The 13,402-nt window shown below is 34.3% G+C and carries 21 protein-coding genes; 11 read left to right on the top strand and 10 right to left on the bottom strand.

Features of this window, described 5'->3' with window-relative positions:
- Window positions 1–182: 182 nt before the first annotated feature.
- A complete protein-coding gene (locus tag NSED_RS06070; RefSeq protein ID WP_014965372.1) occupies window positions 183–452 on the top strand; it encodes a hypothetical protein in 270 nt (89 codons plus the stop codon).
- An 845-nt stretch (window positions 453–1,297) separates the two neighbouring features.
- On the opposite strand, the gene NSED_RS06075 is transcribed toward NSED_RS06070, so the two are convergent.
- Window positions 1,298–2,485, bottom strand: coding sequence for a tyrosine-type recombinase/integrase (locus NSED_RS06075; protein WP_014965373.1), 1,188 nt, complete (start codon window positions 2,483–2,485; stop codon window positions 1,298–1,300).
- A 38-nt stretch (window positions 2,486–2,523) separates the two neighbouring features.
- On the opposite strand from NSED_RS06075, the gene NSED_RS06080 reads away from it, so the two are divergent.
- Window positions 2,524–3,345: a tetratricopeptide repeat protein gene (locus NSED_RS06080; RefSeq protein WP_014965374.1), complete on the top strand. Its 822-nt coding sequence runs from the start codon at window positions 2,524–2,526 to the stop codon at window positions 3,343–3,345.
- Here the strand turns inward: NSED_RS06080 and NSED_RS06085 are convergent.
- Window positions 3,340–4,128, bottom strand: coding sequence for a hypothetical protein (locus tag NSED_RS06085; protein ID WP_014965375.1), 789 nt, complete (start codon window positions 4,126–4,128; stop codon window positions 3,340–3,342). The two genes, NSED_RS06080 and NSED_RS06085, sit on opposite strands and share 6 nt — an antisense overlap.
- On the opposite strand from NSED_RS06085, the gene NSED_RS06090 reads away from it, so the two are divergent.
- Genes NSED_RS06090 through NSED_RS06105 form a run of 4 tightly spaced genes read left to right on the top strand, consistent with a single transcriptional unit; the run spans window position 4,127 to window position 6,053 of the window.
- Window positions 4,127–4,492: an SHOCT domain-containing protein gene (locus NSED_RS06090; RefSeq protein ID WP_014965376.1), complete on the top strand. Its 366-nt coding sequence runs from the start codon at window positions 4,127–4,129 to the stop codon at window positions 4,490–4,492. The genes NSED_RS06085 and NSED_RS06090 overlap by 2 nt on opposite strands.
- A gap of 1 nt (window position 4,493) precedes the next feature.
- Complete coding sequence (locus NSED_RS06095) at window positions 4,494–4,949, top strand: cupin domain-containing protein (protein WP_014965377.1); 456 nt, start codon at window positions 4,494–4,496, stop codon at window positions 4,947–4,949.
- 5 nt (window positions 4,950–4,954) lie between these two features.
- On the top strand, window positions 4,955–5,317 hold the full coding sequence (locus tag NSED_RS06100; protein WP_014965378.1) for a cupin domain-containing protein: 363 nt from the start codon (window positions 4,955–4,957) through the stop codon (window positions 5,315–5,317).
- Between the two features lie 19 nt (window positions 5,318–5,336).
- Entirely contained in the window at window positions 5,337–6,053 is a 717-nt protein-coding gene (locus NSED_RS06105) for a DnaJ domain-containing protein (protein WP_014965379.1), read from the top strand.
- Here the strand turns inward: NSED_RS06105 and NSED_RS06110 are convergent.
- Genes NSED_RS06110 through NSED_RS10520 form a run of 3 tightly spaced genes read right to left on the bottom strand, consistent with a single transcriptional unit; the run spans window position 6,050 to window position 6,942 of the window.
- Window positions 6,050–6,457: an HIT family protein gene (locus tag NSED_RS06110; RefSeq protein WP_014965380.1), complete on the bottom strand. Its 408-nt coding sequence runs from the start codon at window positions 6,455–6,457 to the stop codon at window positions 6,050–6,052. The two genes, NSED_RS06105 and NSED_RS06110, sit on opposite strands and share 4 nt — an antisense overlap.
- Before the next feature lie 38 nt (window positions 6,458–6,495).
- Entirely contained in the window at window positions 6,496–6,774 is a 279-nt protein-coding gene (locus NSED_RS06115; RefSeq protein WP_014965381.1) for a hypothetical protein, read from the bottom strand.
- The gene (locus tag NSED_RS10520) at window positions 6,775–6,942 is read right to left on the bottom strand and encodes a hypothetical protein (protein WP_014965382.1); all 168 of its coding nucleotides are present in this window, start codon (window positions 6,940–6,942) and stop codon (window positions 6,775–6,777) included.
- A gap of 198 nt (window positions 6,943–7,140) precedes the next feature.
- Here NSED_RS10520 and NSED_RS06120 point away from each other — a divergent pair, with 198 nt between their 5' ends.
- Window positions 7,141–7,716: an NADPH-dependent FMN reductase gene (locus tag NSED_RS06120; RefSeq protein ID WP_014965383.1), complete on the top strand. Its 576-nt coding sequence runs from the start codon at window positions 7,141–7,143 to the stop codon at window positions 7,714–7,716.
- Between the two features lie 136 nt (window positions 7,717–7,852).
- Here the strand turns inward: NSED_RS06120 and NSED_RS06125 are convergent, their stop codons facing one another.
- Window positions 7,853–8,854: a YncE family protein gene (locus NSED_RS06125; RefSeq protein ID WP_232212389.1), complete on the bottom strand. Its 1,002-nt coding sequence runs from the start codon at window positions 8,852–8,854 to the stop codon at window positions 7,853–7,855.
- A 127-nt stretch (window positions 8,855–8,981) separates the two neighbouring features.
- On the opposite strand from NSED_RS06125, the gene NSED_RS06130 reads away from it, so the two are divergent.
- Window positions 8,982–10,121, top strand: a complete 1,140-nt coding sequence (locus tag NSED_RS06130; RefSeq protein WP_014965385.1) for a 3-hydroxyacyl-CoA dehydrogenase — start codon at window positions 8,982–8,984, stop codon at window positions 10,119–10,121.
- Here NSED_RS06130 and NSED_RS06135 read toward each other — a convergent pair.
- Complete coding sequence (locus NSED_RS06135; RefSeq protein WP_014965386.1) at window positions 10,111–10,620, bottom strand: TIGR00725 family protein; 510 nt, start codon at window positions 10,618–10,620, stop codon at window positions 10,111–10,113. The two genes, NSED_RS06130 and NSED_RS06135, sit on opposite strands and share 11 nt — an antisense overlap.
- Window positions 10,621–10,695: 75 nt before the next feature.
- On the opposite strand from NSED_RS06135, the gene NSED_RS10975 reads away from it, so the two are divergent.
- The 3 genes from NSED_RS10975 to NSED_RS06145 all read left to right on the top strand — a co-directional run bounded on the left by NSED_RS10975 (window position 10,696) and on the right by NSED_RS06145 (window position 11,496).
- Window positions 10,696–10,818, top strand: coding sequence for a hypothetical protein (locus tag NSED_RS10975; protein WP_016940282.1), 123 nt, complete (start codon window positions 10,696–10,698; stop codon window positions 10,816–10,818).
- Between the two features lie 67 nt (window positions 10,819–10,885).
- Window positions 10,886–11,296: a hypothetical protein gene (locus tag NSED_RS06140; RefSeq protein ID WP_014965387.1), complete on the top strand. Its 411-nt coding sequence runs from the start codon at window positions 10,886–10,888 to the stop codon at window positions 11,294–11,296.
- A gap of 2 nt (window positions 11,297–11,298) precedes the next feature.
- Window positions 11,299–11,496: a C2H2-type zinc finger protein gene (locus tag NSED_RS06145; RefSeq protein ID WP_014965388.1), complete on the top strand. Its 198-nt coding sequence runs from the start codon at window positions 11,299–11,301 to the stop codon at window positions 11,494–11,496.
- Here the strand turns inward: NSED_RS06145 and NSED_RS06150 are convergent, their stop codons facing one another.
- The 3 genes from NSED_RS06150 to tuf are packed head-to-tail and all read right to left on the bottom strand — an operon-like array spanning window position 11,497 to window position 13,347.
- On the bottom strand, window positions 11,497–11,700 hold the full coding sequence (locus tag NSED_RS06150; RefSeq protein WP_014965389.1) for a TFIIB-type zinc ribbon-containing protein: 204 nt from the start codon (window positions 11,698–11,700) through the stop codon (window positions 11,497–11,499).
- 29 nt (window positions 11,701–11,729) lie between these two features.
- A complete protein-coding gene (gene rpsJ / locus NSED_RS06155; RefSeq protein WP_008299200.1) occupies window positions 11,730–12,038 on the bottom strand; it encodes a 30S ribosomal protein S10 in 309 nt (102 codons plus the stop codon).
- Window positions 12,039–12,048: 10 nt separating this feature from the next.
- Window positions 12,049–13,347: a translation elongation factor EF-1 subunit alpha gene (gene tuf, locus NSED_RS06160; protein ID WP_014965390.1), complete on the bottom strand. Its 1,299-nt coding sequence runs from the start codon at window positions 13,345–13,347 to the stop codon at window positions 12,049–12,051.
- Window positions 13,348–13,402: the final 55 nt, after the last annotated feature.

Raw genomic sequence — 13,402 nt, forward strand, 5'->3', positions numbered from 1 at the left:
GATGTTTATTCTGTGAACGTTTTTCATTCAATACACACTTACACATCGGTCCTTTATAAAACGAAATTACGCGTCGTAAGACAATTGTCTTACAATTGTATGACATGATAATAATGGTACCAAAATTTCTTCTTTAATCATAAAGATTAACCTATATTATTATACATAGAATACAACTACGTATGGGCTTAACACTTGAAGAAAAAAGAAAACTAGTCAAAAATATGAAAAATAAAAAATTTTACAGCATCCCTGAAAACAGGGATAGACACAATAAGCAAATGCAGGAATACTATCGATTAAACAAAGAGAAATTAATTAAAAAAGCAAAAAAATACAAAAAAGAACATGCAGATAAAGTCAGAGAGCAAAATAGAATATACTATGAAAAAAACAAAGAAAAGTTAAAGGAAAGAGCTAGAATCCTTGCAAGAAAGAAATCTAAAAAATAAAACCACATCACAGGTTTACACAACATTAAATTCGGGATTAATCAGATTTTGGTGATTTTATAGAAGGCATCTCATTTGCAAGTGACATCATGAAGAGCAATTATTGTTTTACAAACTACGATAAAATCAAATATTCAAAAAAATAAACTGATTGTACGTGACAATAGATGTGGATAACGGCATATCAATACTACATACCACAATTGAGAATCATTGATCAATATTTGATTACAAATAATTAATTATGTATTATAGTAGTAGTATCTAAAACAATGGAATTTTTTCAAAAGTATCTCTAAACAATATAATTTGCCACATCAATTGGAATTTTTAGATTATTTTTATAAAAATCAGGCATGATTTGCAGCAATATCGAGACATTATCATGTTATTTCTGCCTCTAGTATCACACTAGAATTGTGCGATTGATTGTAGATTACAAAATTAAATTTAAAAACAAAGTATCAAATTTCCAACATCTAGGCATGCTTGTTGTGATAGCTGTCCCCTAGAGGACAAAATTACAGTTTCTCGTGGTTCTTTTGGAAAAATTTGAGAAGATTTCAAGGGGGTTTAAAGGGATTATTTCAACAGGTTTAATTTGAAGATTATTCAGTATTTTTCTTCTTTCTTCTTTTCTTCTTTCATTTGAATTAATAGATAATAGACAAGGCATTGATTGTAATTACAAACTTTTTTCAATATGTCATTACTAGTTTTACATATACCGTATACAAATATGGAAATTCCTATGCTCGACAATCATCACTATTCATTAGTCAACAAACTGCTATGCCCTTCTTACGCCACTTTCGTAACGCAATGCAATACAAAAAAAGAGTGTATTAGAAAGTGACTGCGTTACGGTGTAACTCTAACTCACGTTCTATACGCTCCATCTTTTGTTTCATGTCAATGACCTCTTTGGTGAGCATCACCTCATCACGAACTGATCTGCTTTTCAACTCGTCTATGATGGCTTTCTGCCTGTTCTTCTCCAAGAGTGTCAGGTTTGGTATTGCCTTTTTGTATTCTTCAAACAAATTTGGGATTTCTGCATCATTGTATCCTCCCTTCAATCCATTCTTGTGTCCCATCATCTTTTCGATGGCGTTATGATCAACATGAGCAATGTTGAGTTGGGTATTGAAGAACTTTCTAAATCCATGTGCCATGGAAATATTGTATCTGTTCTTACCGACCCGTTCTTTCTTGATGCCTGCTTTTCTTAACAGCATGAACAACGCATGGGCTATTATTTGATCCCTACCTGCATTTGGGCCAGTTCTTGGTGTGGTGCTGTCCATTTGTAACAGCATGCTTTCAGGGGTGATAACTTCACCACCATCCTTTCTCCATTCAAAGTATTGATCTATTACGGTTCTGGTTTCAGGTGTACAGAATGTAATATACTCTTCTATCTCACCGTTGTAAACCTTAATGGCATAACAGTTTTCGATGGGTACCAAATCACCCACCTTCAAGTGAGCAAGGCCACCTTTTCTGACACCACTGCAAGCAGAAAGCATCACAATGACTTTCATTCTAAGGATAGATGTACTATCCAGCATTGCCTGTATTTGCTCTAGTTTGTAGGCGTTCTTGCCTGCCAGTTTTTGCCGTGGCGGTAGCAAACGCTTGATCTTTTTTTCAGAGTAAGAAACCTCATGAAAAATCAAAAAGCTCTCAATACCTGCCATGTACAACTTTACAGTGTTTCGTGACAGTCCTCGTTTCTTTAGATACACCATGTAATCTTCCAGTATTTCGTTGAGGATTTCCTTTGGATGCTCTATGAGTTCATTAATCATCCCGATCGGATGTTTGGTGGATTGTGACCAGTTTACAAAATACCCCATATTTTCAGTGTAAGTACGCTGTGTGTTTGGGTTAACTGTGCCTATCCATATCTCGAATTCTCTGCATTCGTTCCATTTTTTCAGTTTCATATACTGATAACCATTAGAGGCTTTACTTAAGGCTATCGATTCAGGTTCGGTCGAACTATTTGTGTTTGGATTAGTGTTTTCCATACCCTAACTTTCATTAGCAATATCATTTTTGAGAAATTATGGGATTGTTCGGATCTAAAGATAACATCGAAGATTTAATGTATAATGCAATGTCACTGATGGAAAAGAACCAGCCAAAAGGAGCAATATCACTTTTTAACAAAATTCTAAAACAAGAATCTAAAAACACTTCAGCGTTATTTAACAAAGGTCTTGCATTAAATCAAATAAAAAAATATAGTGACGCTATCACATGTTTTGATATTTTATTAGAAATCAATCCAAAAGATGCCCAAGCTTGGAACAATAGAGGCATAGCAATGGCAGAAAACGGCAACATTCAGGCAGCTGCTGAATGTTATGACAAAGCAATTGAATCAGACCCAAAGAATGCATCATCTTATTTTAACAAAGGTGTTTTACTTGACAAACTGCAGGAGCACGAGGAGGCATTAGAATCATTAGAAAAGGCAATATCAATGGATCCAAGAAAACCAAATGCAATGATCTACAAAGGGATCATACTAGGAAAAATGAAAAGACATGAAGAGGCATTAAATTGTTTTTCAAATGTTTGTAAAAAATACCCAAACAATCAGGACGCATTTTTCCAAAAAGGCGTCCAGCTAGCAGAACTAGGACATCATGAAAAAGCATTAGATGTGTTTGATGAGATTTTAAAGAAATTCAAAGACAATGTAAATGTCATTTATGCAAAATCAAGAAGCAAGGCAGCACTTGGGCAACATCCTGAATCCCTAGAATTGTTAAAACAAGCAGTATCTAAAAACCCCAAAGTGATTCGGTCGTGGGCAAAAGAAGAACCAATATTTGTTAAATTACATTCAAATGATCAATTCAGAAAACTAGTAAAGCTATAGAATTTTCTTTCTAACTGCGTCTATTCTAAGTAATCCGACTTTCTTTTTTGGGCCAATCAATCTTGCCTCAAATATAGGAACGTAGATTTCTGAAATATCATGTAAAATGAATTCTTCATTTAGATTTCTAACATCTGCTTCCATTGGTTTTTTTAAGAGAGTCTGAAGATTGTCAATGGCAGTATCATGAGCTATTTCAGGTTTTTTCACAGTAGAAGAATTTTCTTTTAGTAATTCCTCAGGATAGTTTTCTACAGTCTTTGAATTGATTTTAAATGGAAATTCTATTTCCCTGCCATGATGATCAAAAGTTAATTCATCTTCTTCTTCAACAAAAACATGTTCTTCTAGTTCCATGTCGACCTTGTTTTTTCCACGTTTTCCAACAAATGCCTTTTCAAGTTTAGATTTTGAGCGTACAGGAAATATGCCATCTCCTAGCACTACCTCATGCACATTAGAATCAACTGAAATGGTATGAGTTGCTTTTCTAAAATAATCGGCAACGTATTTTCCTGAAACCTTCAACATGCATTCATAGTATAATTTAAGAGAATGAAAATGAACTTCCTCTTTTTTTGGCCTAGATAACAAAGACTTGAAAGGAGTGGTCTTTTTTTCCTCCACCATCTCTGACGCATCTTCTTCTTCAATGCTCTTTTTCAAGACAACTGTTTTTACATCATAATTTGATTGAGTCAACGATACAGCAAGGTATACACTTGTGCCTATTAAACGAATTCTACTAGAGATTAAATAATAGAATTTGTAACCAGATGACATGGCAACAAAAAAGAAAACAGGATACATTGAACGATTTTTAAAAAAAGCAGACAAAGCGATTGACGAAGGAATCAAAAGAGCTGATGAAGCATTAGAAGACGCAGTAGAATTTGGTGAAATGGCAGCATCTCAAGCAAAAAAAGCAAGTGAGGAGTTAACAAAAAAAGCATTAAAAGAAAAAGAGCAAATAAAATTAAAAGGAGTAAAAAAAATCAATGAAGGAATTACGGCTGCAAAAAATGCAACAAGTAAATCTGAAGAAGACCTAATAACGCTTGAAAAACTTGGAAAACTAAGAAAAGCAGGAGTTTTAACTGAAAAAGAGTTTCAGGAAAAGAAAAAGAAAATACTCTCCAGGATTTAAAATGAAAAAGTCAAACATTCATGGTACTAATGACAAAAGAAATGTAAATCCAGAATGGTTTACTGCAAAGACATGGATGAAGGTATTGTCAGAGAAAATCAAATCAAAAGATCAAGATATCTATCATGTTCATTTTGAGAAAGGATCCAGAACTAAACTGCATCAACATAATGGAAATCAAGTTCTAATCGGAGTAAAGGGAAAAGGCAGTTTAGAAATTTTTAAAAAATATGGAACAAGCAAAAATAATTTTAAAATTAAGAAAATTCAAAAAATTGGCCTAAATGAAGGAGATATCGTACACATTCCAGCAAAAACCCTTCACACGCATGGCTCCATAGACAAGAAAAAAGAATTTTCCCACATTGCAATCAACATTTTGCCAAAAAAAAAATCAACATACAAAACAGAATGGTATGAATCAGATTTTAAAACAAAAGTTTCAAAAATAATTTAGACGAAATGTCATTACGTAAAAATTCTGAAATAAACTATATTGAAGGTAACGAAGGAACAAAAATTAAACAATATTTTCACCCACATAACACACTAAATGGAATCAACTATAGTTTAGCTCAATTTACATTAGAGCCGGGAAAAAAATCTAAACTTCATAAAATAAAATCTTCTGAAATTTACTATATTTTAGAAGGTACAGGAAACATAATGATCGAAGGAGAAAAGCATGTTTTACAAAAAGATGATTCAGTATATGTGCCACCAAACGCCAAACAATTCATCGAGAATTTAGGAACAGAAAATCTACGATTTTTGTGTATTGTAGAACCAGCATGGAAATCTGATGATGAAATGCTATTAGAATAACCAAAAATGTTCAAAAAATATGCAATTATTTTTAACGTATAACAAACCCCTATTGCTAGTGAATACATACCAAGCACTCAGGGTACTTAATGTTGATTCAAGTTCATCGCAAGAGGAGATTAAAACAGCATATAGAAAGCTGGCACTAGAGCACCATCCAGATAAAAATCAAGGCAAAACAGAAGATGGGGAATTTAAGAAAATCACAGAAGCATATAATCACCTAAAGAAAAATCACAATCAGCATTCTTCACCATACCATAATGTAACTAGAACACAGCAAAAGCCAAAAGAAGATTTTAAAAGAAAACCACAGTGGGGGGCACCAGATGATGGAGGCATCCCAGAACAAGATTGGAGTAAATATACACGGGAATTTGAGGAAGGAGATCCAGACTTTTGGAAAGAATATGAAAAAAAATTTTGGGAAGATTACAATGCAAGAGTACGCCCAGATGGAAGGAATGGAGAGTATGAAAAAGCACAAGAACCTAAAAAGCAACCTGATCTTTTTGTAGATGTTGACAAAAGCTTGTGTATAGGATGTTGTAGTTGTGAAACTATTGCACCAGAAGTTTTTGAAATCAATAAAACAAGTAAATCAAACCCCAAATCATCAGTGATTAATCAAAAAGGGGCAGGAATTAACAAAATAATGAATGCTGCAGAAACATGTCCAACAAAAGCAATCAAGGTAGAAAACAAAAATACAAAAGAAAAATTATTCCCATATTAGATTTTTAGCTTGTTGTATAGCTCATTCATTTCAGATTCAGATAAATTTACTTTTGAATTAAACATACTATGAATTGCTCCAGCAGAATCATCATTGCTGCGTGGAACTAAATGTACATGAACATGAGGGATTTCCTGACCAGCATCTTTGCCATTATGTATTGCAACTAATGTAGAACCAGTAATTTTATCCACATTGGATATAATTTTATGAACTAGCGAAAATAAGTCGGCATTTTCTTGAGTGCTCATATCTTGAATTTTTTGATGATGTTTTTTTGGAATAACAAGCACATGTCCAGCTGCAAGAGGAAATGCATCAAGAAAAGATACAGAGTATTCAGTCTCTTTTAAAAATTTAGATTTAATTTCACCAGAAACAATTTTACAAAATATACAATCCATATCAAAGTATCAAACGTTTTAAAATATTAAATCATCGATTAAGGTTCAACAATAGTTGCCCATGCTAAATCTTTTCCAAATTTGATAGTAGCCGCATCACCTGATTTTAGTGTGCAATTTTCAATAATTTTTGGAATAGTGTCTCTAGTCTCCACATAACAAACCCCATCATCATTTGTCAATATGATCACTTCCTCATAGACATCTTCTCGAATTAGATTCCAGAACGGGAAAACTATAGTAGATAAAACAATCCCAGCAGTAAGAAAAGCACCTAGAAAAACAAGACTAGTCTTTTGAGCAGAACTGAGCTCCAATTACCAAGTACCACCATCTCCTGCATTTGGATCCATTTTTTTAGCAGGTACATTCCCATGTGCTTTTTTCATATGTTTTTTTAATCGTTCAGGATCATGCAGTTCTGTTCCACAAACATCACATTTTGTTTTGTTTTCATCGTCCTTCTTACGTTTGAACAAGCCCATAATTTGATAAAATTTCGAAATACATTATAAAACATGCGAAACATCCTTTATAATCTTCAACATTTTTGCAAGGTTCAACTCCACATGGATTCAGGTATCTAACCATGGTAATAATTCCGTACTTAGGACTTCCTGACTAAACTTAGCAAGTAAATAATTACTAATGATGTTAAATATCATAGAGAGAGGTAAAAAATTATGAAACCAAAAATTCTTGCGTTTGCTGGAAGCACTAGGACTGATTCATTTAACAAAAAACTAATCCGGATTGCTGTATCAGGTGCATCAGATGCTGGTGCAGATGTTACAACAATCGATCTACGTGATTTTCAGATGCCACTTTATGATGGAGACTTGGAACAAAATGAGGGTCTTCCTCAAAACGTACAAAAACTAAAGGAATTGATGTTATCACATCAAGGCTTTCTAATTTCTGCACCAGAGTACAATAGCTCCATAACAGGAGTGCTAAAAAACACCATAGACTGGACGTCTCGTCAATCTGAAAATGAAACTCCTTTAGCTTGTTACAAAGGAAAGGTTGCAGGAATAATGAGTGCGTCACCTGGTGGATTAGGAGGACTTAGAGGATTGGTACATGTTCGTGCCATTCTTGAAAATATGGGGGTACTGGTTATCCCAGAACAGATTGCTGTTTCTGCAGCCCATGAAGCTTTTGATGTTGATAATTTACTTAAAGACAAAAAACAAGAAGAAAAAGTAAAAAAAATTGGTGCCAATCTTACAAAAATATTGGCAAAATTATCCAATTAAGATCATAGTTACTTTCTAACACACAAAATTGTTGAACAAATGTGTGTAATGCTATGCAGATAATCATCAGATGGTGAGCCCAAAGGCTTGAACCATTCTTGGAAATAAAATTAGATGCAGTAAGTATAAAGAGAAATTAAGGATTTTCCGGAATTGCTAACCAAAAGGGAGTTTCTCCAACAGACAATCTGTCAATAATTCTTAGACTAGTGATATCAATTACCACAATTTCATTGGTTTGTGTTACTCCAACATACAAATTATTAGAATTCTGATCAGATCTTAATCCATGAGGTCCTTTTCCTACTTGAATTTGTTTAATTAATTCAAGAGAGGCAGCATCAATCACATTTACCTTATCATCACCTATTCCAGAAACAAAAATTTTGTTTCCAAAAGGTGGAATATCGATTCCATGATGTCCCGTGCTAACAGAAATTCTTTTGATTATTTTATTATCAATCAAATCAATTACTGCAACATCATTTGTTCCGATATTTGTCACAAACAGATGTTTTCCATCAGAAATAATATCCAGATTATGTGGCAATGTGCCCACTGGAATTGAATCTATTTTAGTCAAGGATGAAACATCAATTATTGCAATCTCATCACCCCCTTGAATTGTAACATATGCAGTAATTCCATTAGGATGAAAAACAATATTGTGAGGTATCTTGCCAACAGGTATTTCTTTGGTTAATTCCCATGTTTCAAGATCAATAACACTAATGGTACCAGAATTTTCATTTGCTACAAAAGCAATGTCTTTGGTTGGATGAATCTTTACACCTTTTGGTGTTTTTCCAACTGCAATTTCTGATAATTTGTTTCCTTGATAGTCATATACAAAAACAATATCACTTGCACTGCTTGTGGCTAAAATCAAATCTCTATCCTTTGAAACAGAAACATATGTCATCTTAGACCCTGCTTCAAATACATCACCACCAATATTTCCTACAGAATTATCACCTTGAAGTGTAAAGAAAACATCTTCTGAAGAATTTTGAGAGATGTCTTGATAATCATTAGAAATTGATTGTACCGGGGAATATAATCCAAAAGATGCAAATGCCACTCCTATTGCAACAATTCCTATAGACCAGAAAATTGCAGCCTTGTCAATTGTAGTCATTTTTTCCAATCAACATATTTTCAATATATTTCTAGATTCAATTTTAGGATTAATTTTGATTCAGTATTTATTGAAATTGTAAAGGACGTGAAATACATTATAAAGGATACTCGATTTTTCTTTAATTGTGAAAGTAAAGAACATCACAGTTTTAGGATCAGGAGTAATGGGACATGGAATTGCACAGGTTTCAGCAACTGCAGGGTATAATGTAGTTTTACGAGACATTAAACAAGAATTTCTAGATAAAGCAATGGAGAAAATAAAATGGAGTCTAGACAAGCTAGTCTCCAAAGAAAAGATTTCAAAAGATGAAGGCGATGCAATTTTTGGAAGGATTACACCAATTGTGGACTTGAATGAAGCTGTTAAGAATGCAGAACTAGTGATCGAAGTAGTTCCAGAAATAATGGATTTAAAAAAATCAGTTTATGCGGAATTGGATAAAGCAGCAGGACCCGAAGTAATATTTGCATCAAACACAAGTACTTTGCCAATTACAGAAATTGCAAATACAACATCACGTCCTGAAAAATTCATAGGAATTCATTTTTTCAATCCACCACAATTAATGAAATTGGTAGAAATAATTCCAGGAGAAAAAACAGCACCAGAAATTACAGCCTTGACTCAAGAATATGTGAAATCAGTTAACAAGCAAGCAGTACTTTGCAGAAAAGATGTGCCAGGATTCATCATAAATAGACTCTTTATTCCAATGGTTCATGAAGCATGTTTTGTTAAAGACAGAACAGGGGCATCACTAGAGGAAATTGATTCAGCAGTGAAATTCAAACTAGGTTTTCCAATGGGAATTTTTGAATTAGCAGATTTTACTGGAATGGATGTAATACACAAAGCAACAGTTGAAATGCATTTACGAGACAAAAAAGTAATCAACCCACACCCACTTGTTGAAAAAATGTTTGATGAGAAAAAACTCGGGCAAAAATCAGGGGAAGGATATTACAAATATTCTGATGACAAATACGAACGTGTTGCACTGTCAGAGGAACTTGCAGAAAAATGTGATCCAATTCAACTTGTGGCAAATATTCTAAACAATGCAGCATGGCTTGTTACAAATGGTGCAAGTGACATTGAAGAGATTGAGAAAGCAGCGCAATTAGGACTGGGTCTTAAAAAACCATTATTTGAAACTGCAAAAGAGATAGGCATCAAGAGAATTGTAGATGAGTTAAACAAACTAGCTGATGAACACGGAGAGTTTTACAGACCAGATCCACTTTTAGTATCTATGCAGTAATTAATTCCAAAATTGTTTTTACGGCTTCTTTTGCATCATCAACGCCTATAATTTTGACATTTTTTCTATGATCAATAAATCCATCAATGTATTTTTCTATAGGTCCATTTTGATTTCTGATTGCAACCATCGGTTTTTTGTTCATATATGCAGCACATGTTTCAGAAAGAGTGCCTGAACCACCACCTACAATGATTACACCGTCAGCAGTTAATGCATTCAAAAAATCACGAGTCAACCCCATTCCAGTTGGAATTACAATATCACAATATTCATTGGCCTCAGAAGCATCCGCTTGAGGGATAATCCCAACAGTTAGCCCACCAGCATCTTTTGCACCATGAGCAGCGGCAGTCATCACTCCACCCAAACCACCCGTAATTAAGACAGAGTCAGATTTTGCAATCTCCACCCCTACATCATATGCAACTTTTTCATGTTCGGGGGTACAACCATTTGTATTGTGACCGATTACCAAGATCTGCCTTTTCTTTGCCATAGTCAAAGTAGAGAAAATGGTTTCAAATATCTTTCCAAGAGAAAAGGATATTAGTAAAAAATGTAAACGTACAACATGGAAAGACGTTCAATGCCAGTATGTTTCACAGAGAAACAATACAAAATGATCGAAGAATTTGCCAGGAGAAACGGCATGCTAAATGCAAGTCAAGCTCTTGAGAAGATCCTAAGCCAATAAACGCTTTTTTGTTATTTTTATTTTGTTTACATTTATAGAATATATCATACAACAATGATCAAAGAAAATGGGATTATTTAGTAAAAAACCATCATTTTGTAGTGTTTGCAATAAAGAATTAACTCACAAACACAAACCAAAAAGAGAATGGAACATCAAAGGTCCACTTTGCGGAGATTGTCATTTTGAGAAACAAAAAGAATACTATGAAGGCAAAGTCAGACAGCCATGTGTAGTTTGTGGAACAACTCAGAAAATTACAGATTTGTGGGAACCCAGATGGCAATGGGATATGGAAGGATTATTGTGCAAGAAATGCTTTGATCAAAAAGAAGAAGATCAGGGTAAAAAGAAAAATTTCTGTTCATTATGTCAAGGCAAAATGGGATTAATCAGATATAATCCAAAAGGCAGTTGGAAAATTGAAGGTCAGTTATGTAGAAAATGCTGGGATGAAAAAAAAGCAGAGTTCGGATAAACGTGAAATTATTTAAGAAAATTAAATGTGAGCTGTGTGACAAAAAATTTTCAAAAGAAGAAGAACTAATGAATCATAAACAAATCATCCACGGAAAAGATTTACAGTATGATTGTAAAAAATGTGAAAAATATTTTTCAAACATGGAAGATATGAGAACTCATTTACAAAGAGAGCACAGTTACAAAAAAGACAGATAACTAAATTGCTTTTACTGTTTTAACTACAGGTGGTCTTACTTTAGTAAATACTCTGAATCCACAAATACATTTGATTTCAGGTAATCGAGATAATTCAGTGTTTGAGACAGTAGTTCCACATCTCAAACAAGCATAATTTACCTCAAAAGTCTCAACAGGAGTTTCTTCTACTTCATCTAATTCTTCATCAACCATGTTTATCATCAAAATTTCTATAATTTAAGGCTACCAGATTATGTCAGAGATAATTCAATGTAAACATCGTCAGGAATTTTTAGTCTCATTAGTTGCCTAATTGCCTTATCATCAGCGTTGATATTGATTATTCTTCTATGCATTTTCATCTCCCATTTTTCATAAGTTTCAGTTCCACTACCACATGGCGACTTTCTAGTTGCAACATGTAGTCTTTTTACAGGAAGTGGAGTTGGACCTTTAACTTTGACACCGGTTTTTTTACCAATCCCCATGATTTCACCGCATACACCATCTAATTTTGGAAGACTGGTAGAAGTGAGTTTAACACGGGCGGTTTGTGTCATAAAAATACGCCTATGGTTTGTACTCTTCGGTAATTTCCTTTACAATACCTGCTGCGATAGTTGCACCCATATCTCTTAGAGCGAACCTACCCATTTCAGGGAAATCTTGGAAAGTTTCGATACATGTTGGTCTCACCGGTCTAATTTTGACAATTGCAGAATCTCCAACTTTGAGGAATTTTGGATTTTCTTCTTCAACTGCACCAGATGCGGGGTTAATCTTTTGGAGGAACTCAGTAACAGTTGCTGCAACTTGTGTAGTGTGTGCATGCATAACTGGTGTATAGCCAGGAGCAATTGCTGTTGGGTGGTGAATTACAATAATTTGTGCTTTGAATTCTTTTGCAACGTTTGGTGGAGCGTCTGGAGTACCAAGAACATCTCCTCTCTTGATATCTTTCTTTTCAATACCTCTTAGGTTAAAACCAATGTTGTCACCTGCTTCTGCAGATGGCATTTCAGTGTGGTGTGTTTCAATAGATTTGATTTCACCAAGGGCACCAGAAGGCATTACAATAATTTTTTGTCCTGCTTTCATGACACCAGTTTCTACTCTACCTACAGGCACAGTACCTACACCAGTAATTGTGTAAACGTCTTGGATTGGAACACGTAGTGGCTTACCTGTTGGTTTTTCAGTAACGGTAAAGTCATCAAATGCTTCTAACAAAGTTTTACCTTTGTACCAAGCCATGTTCTCAGATCTTTTAACTAAGTTATCGCCTTTCCATCCAGAAACTGGAATGAATGGGACATTTTCTAGTTTATAACCAACAGATTTTACTAGTTTTTCACCTTTCTCTTTGGCTGCATTGTATGCATCTTCTTTGTATTCAACTGCATCCATTTTGTTGATTGCAACAATGAGTTGGCTTACACCGAGTGTTTTGAGCAAGAATGCGTGTTCTCTTGCTTGTCCACCTGCTGCAATAGCAGTGTCAGTTTCACCTTCTTTTGCTGAAAGTACTAAAATGGCGGCATCTGCTTCAGAAGCACCAGTAATCATGTTTTTAATAAAGTCCCTGTGACCAGGAGCGTCAATCAAAGTAAAGAAGTACTTTGGTGACTCAAATTTTTGGAAAGCTAGATCGATTGTAATACCTCTCTCTCTTTCGTCTTTAATGTTATCCATAACCCATGCATACTTGAAAGTATCACCTTTTCCGGTCTTCTCGGATTCTGCTCCGTGAGCTGCAATAGTTCTTTCATCTACAACTCCAAGATCCATCAAAAAATGACCCATAGTAGTTGATTTTCCATTATCAATATGTCCTGTAACAATCAGGTTCAAGTGTGGTTTATCTGCCATATGAAATGCCTAATCGAGGGCATTTATTACTGTTATGAATTTTTGAAGAAAAATT

The organism is Candidatus Nitrosopumilus sediminis, assembly GCF_000299395.1.
GTDB classification, from domain to species: domain Archaea; phylum Thermoproteota; class Nitrososphaeria; order Nitrososphaerales; family Nitrosopumilaceae; genus Nitrosopumilus; species Nitrosopumilus sediminis.

Excerpts from the sequence above, each read along its gene's own strand:
- NSED_RS10520 (WP_014965382.1), bottom strand. The coding sequence starts at position 6,942 with ATGGGCTTGTTCAAACGTAAGAAGGACGATGAAAACAAAACAAAATGT.
- NSED_RS06150 (WP_014965389.1), bottom strand. The coding sequence starts at position 11,700 with ATGATAAACATGGTTGATGAAGAATTAGATGAAGTAGAAGAAACTCCT.
- NSED_RS06135 (WP_014965386.1), bottom strand. The coding sequence starts at position 10,620 with ATGGCAAAGAAAAGGCAGATCTTGGTAATCGGTCACAATACAAATGGT.
- NSED_RS06080 (WP_014965374.1), top strand. The coding sequence starts at position 2,524 with ATGGGATTGTTCGGATCTAAAGATAACATCGAAGATTTAATGTATAAT.
- rpsJ (WP_008299200.1), bottom strand. The coding sequence starts at position 12,038 with ATGACACAAACCGCCCGTGTTAAACTCACTTCTACCAGTCTTCCAAAA.
- NSED_RS06090 (WP_014965376.1), top strand. The coding sequence starts at position 4,127 with ATGGCAACAAAAAAGAAAACAGGATACATTGAACGATTTTTAAAAAAA.
- NSED_RS06140 (WP_014965387.1), top strand. The coding sequence starts at position 10,886 with ATGGGATTATTTAGTAAAAAACCATCATTTTGTAGTGTTTGCAATAAA.
- NSED_RS06110 (WP_014965380.1), bottom strand. The coding sequence starts at position 6,457 with ATGGATTGTATATTTTGTAAAATTGTTTCTGGTGAAATTAAATCTAAA.
- NSED_RS06120 (WP_014965383.1), top strand. The coding sequence starts at position 7,141 with ATGAAACCAAAAATTCTTGCGTTTGCTGGAAGCACTAGGACTGATTCA.
- NSED_RS10975 (WP_016940282.1), top strand. The coding sequence starts at position 10,696 with ATGGAAAGACGTTCAATGCCAGTATGTTTCACAGAGAAACAATACAAA.
- NSED_RS06100 (WP_014965378.1), top strand. The coding sequence starts at position 4,955 with ATGTCATTACGTAAAAATTCTGAAATAAACTATATTGAAGGTAACGAA.
- NSED_RS06085 (WP_014965375.1), bottom strand. The coding sequence starts at position 4,128 with ATGTCATCTGGTTACAAATTCTATTATTTAATCTCTAGTAGAATTCGT.
- NSED_RS06070 (WP_014965372.1), top strand. The coding sequence starts at position 183 with ATGGGCTTAACACTTGAAGAAAAAAGAAAACTAGTCAAAAATATGAAA.
- tuf (WP_014965390.1), bottom strand. The coding sequence starts at position 13,347 with ATGGCAGATAAACCACACTTGAACCTGATTGTTACAGGACATATTGAT.
- NSED_RS06105 (WP_014965379.1), top strand. The coding sequence starts at position 5,337 with ATGCAATTATTTTTAACGTATAACAAACCCCTATTGCTAGTGAATACA.
- NSED_RS06095 (WP_014965377.1), top strand. The coding sequence starts at position 4,494 with ATGAAAAAGTCAAACATTCATGGTACTAATGACAAAAGAAATGTAAAT.
- NSED_RS06075 (WP_014965373.1), bottom strand. The coding sequence starts at position 2,485 with ATGGAAAACACTAATCCAAACACAAATAGTTCGACCGAACCTGAATCG.
- NSED_RS06125 (WP_232212389.1), bottom strand. The coding sequence starts at position 8,854 with ATGACTACAATTGACAAGGCTGCAATTTTCTGGTCTATAGGAATTGTT.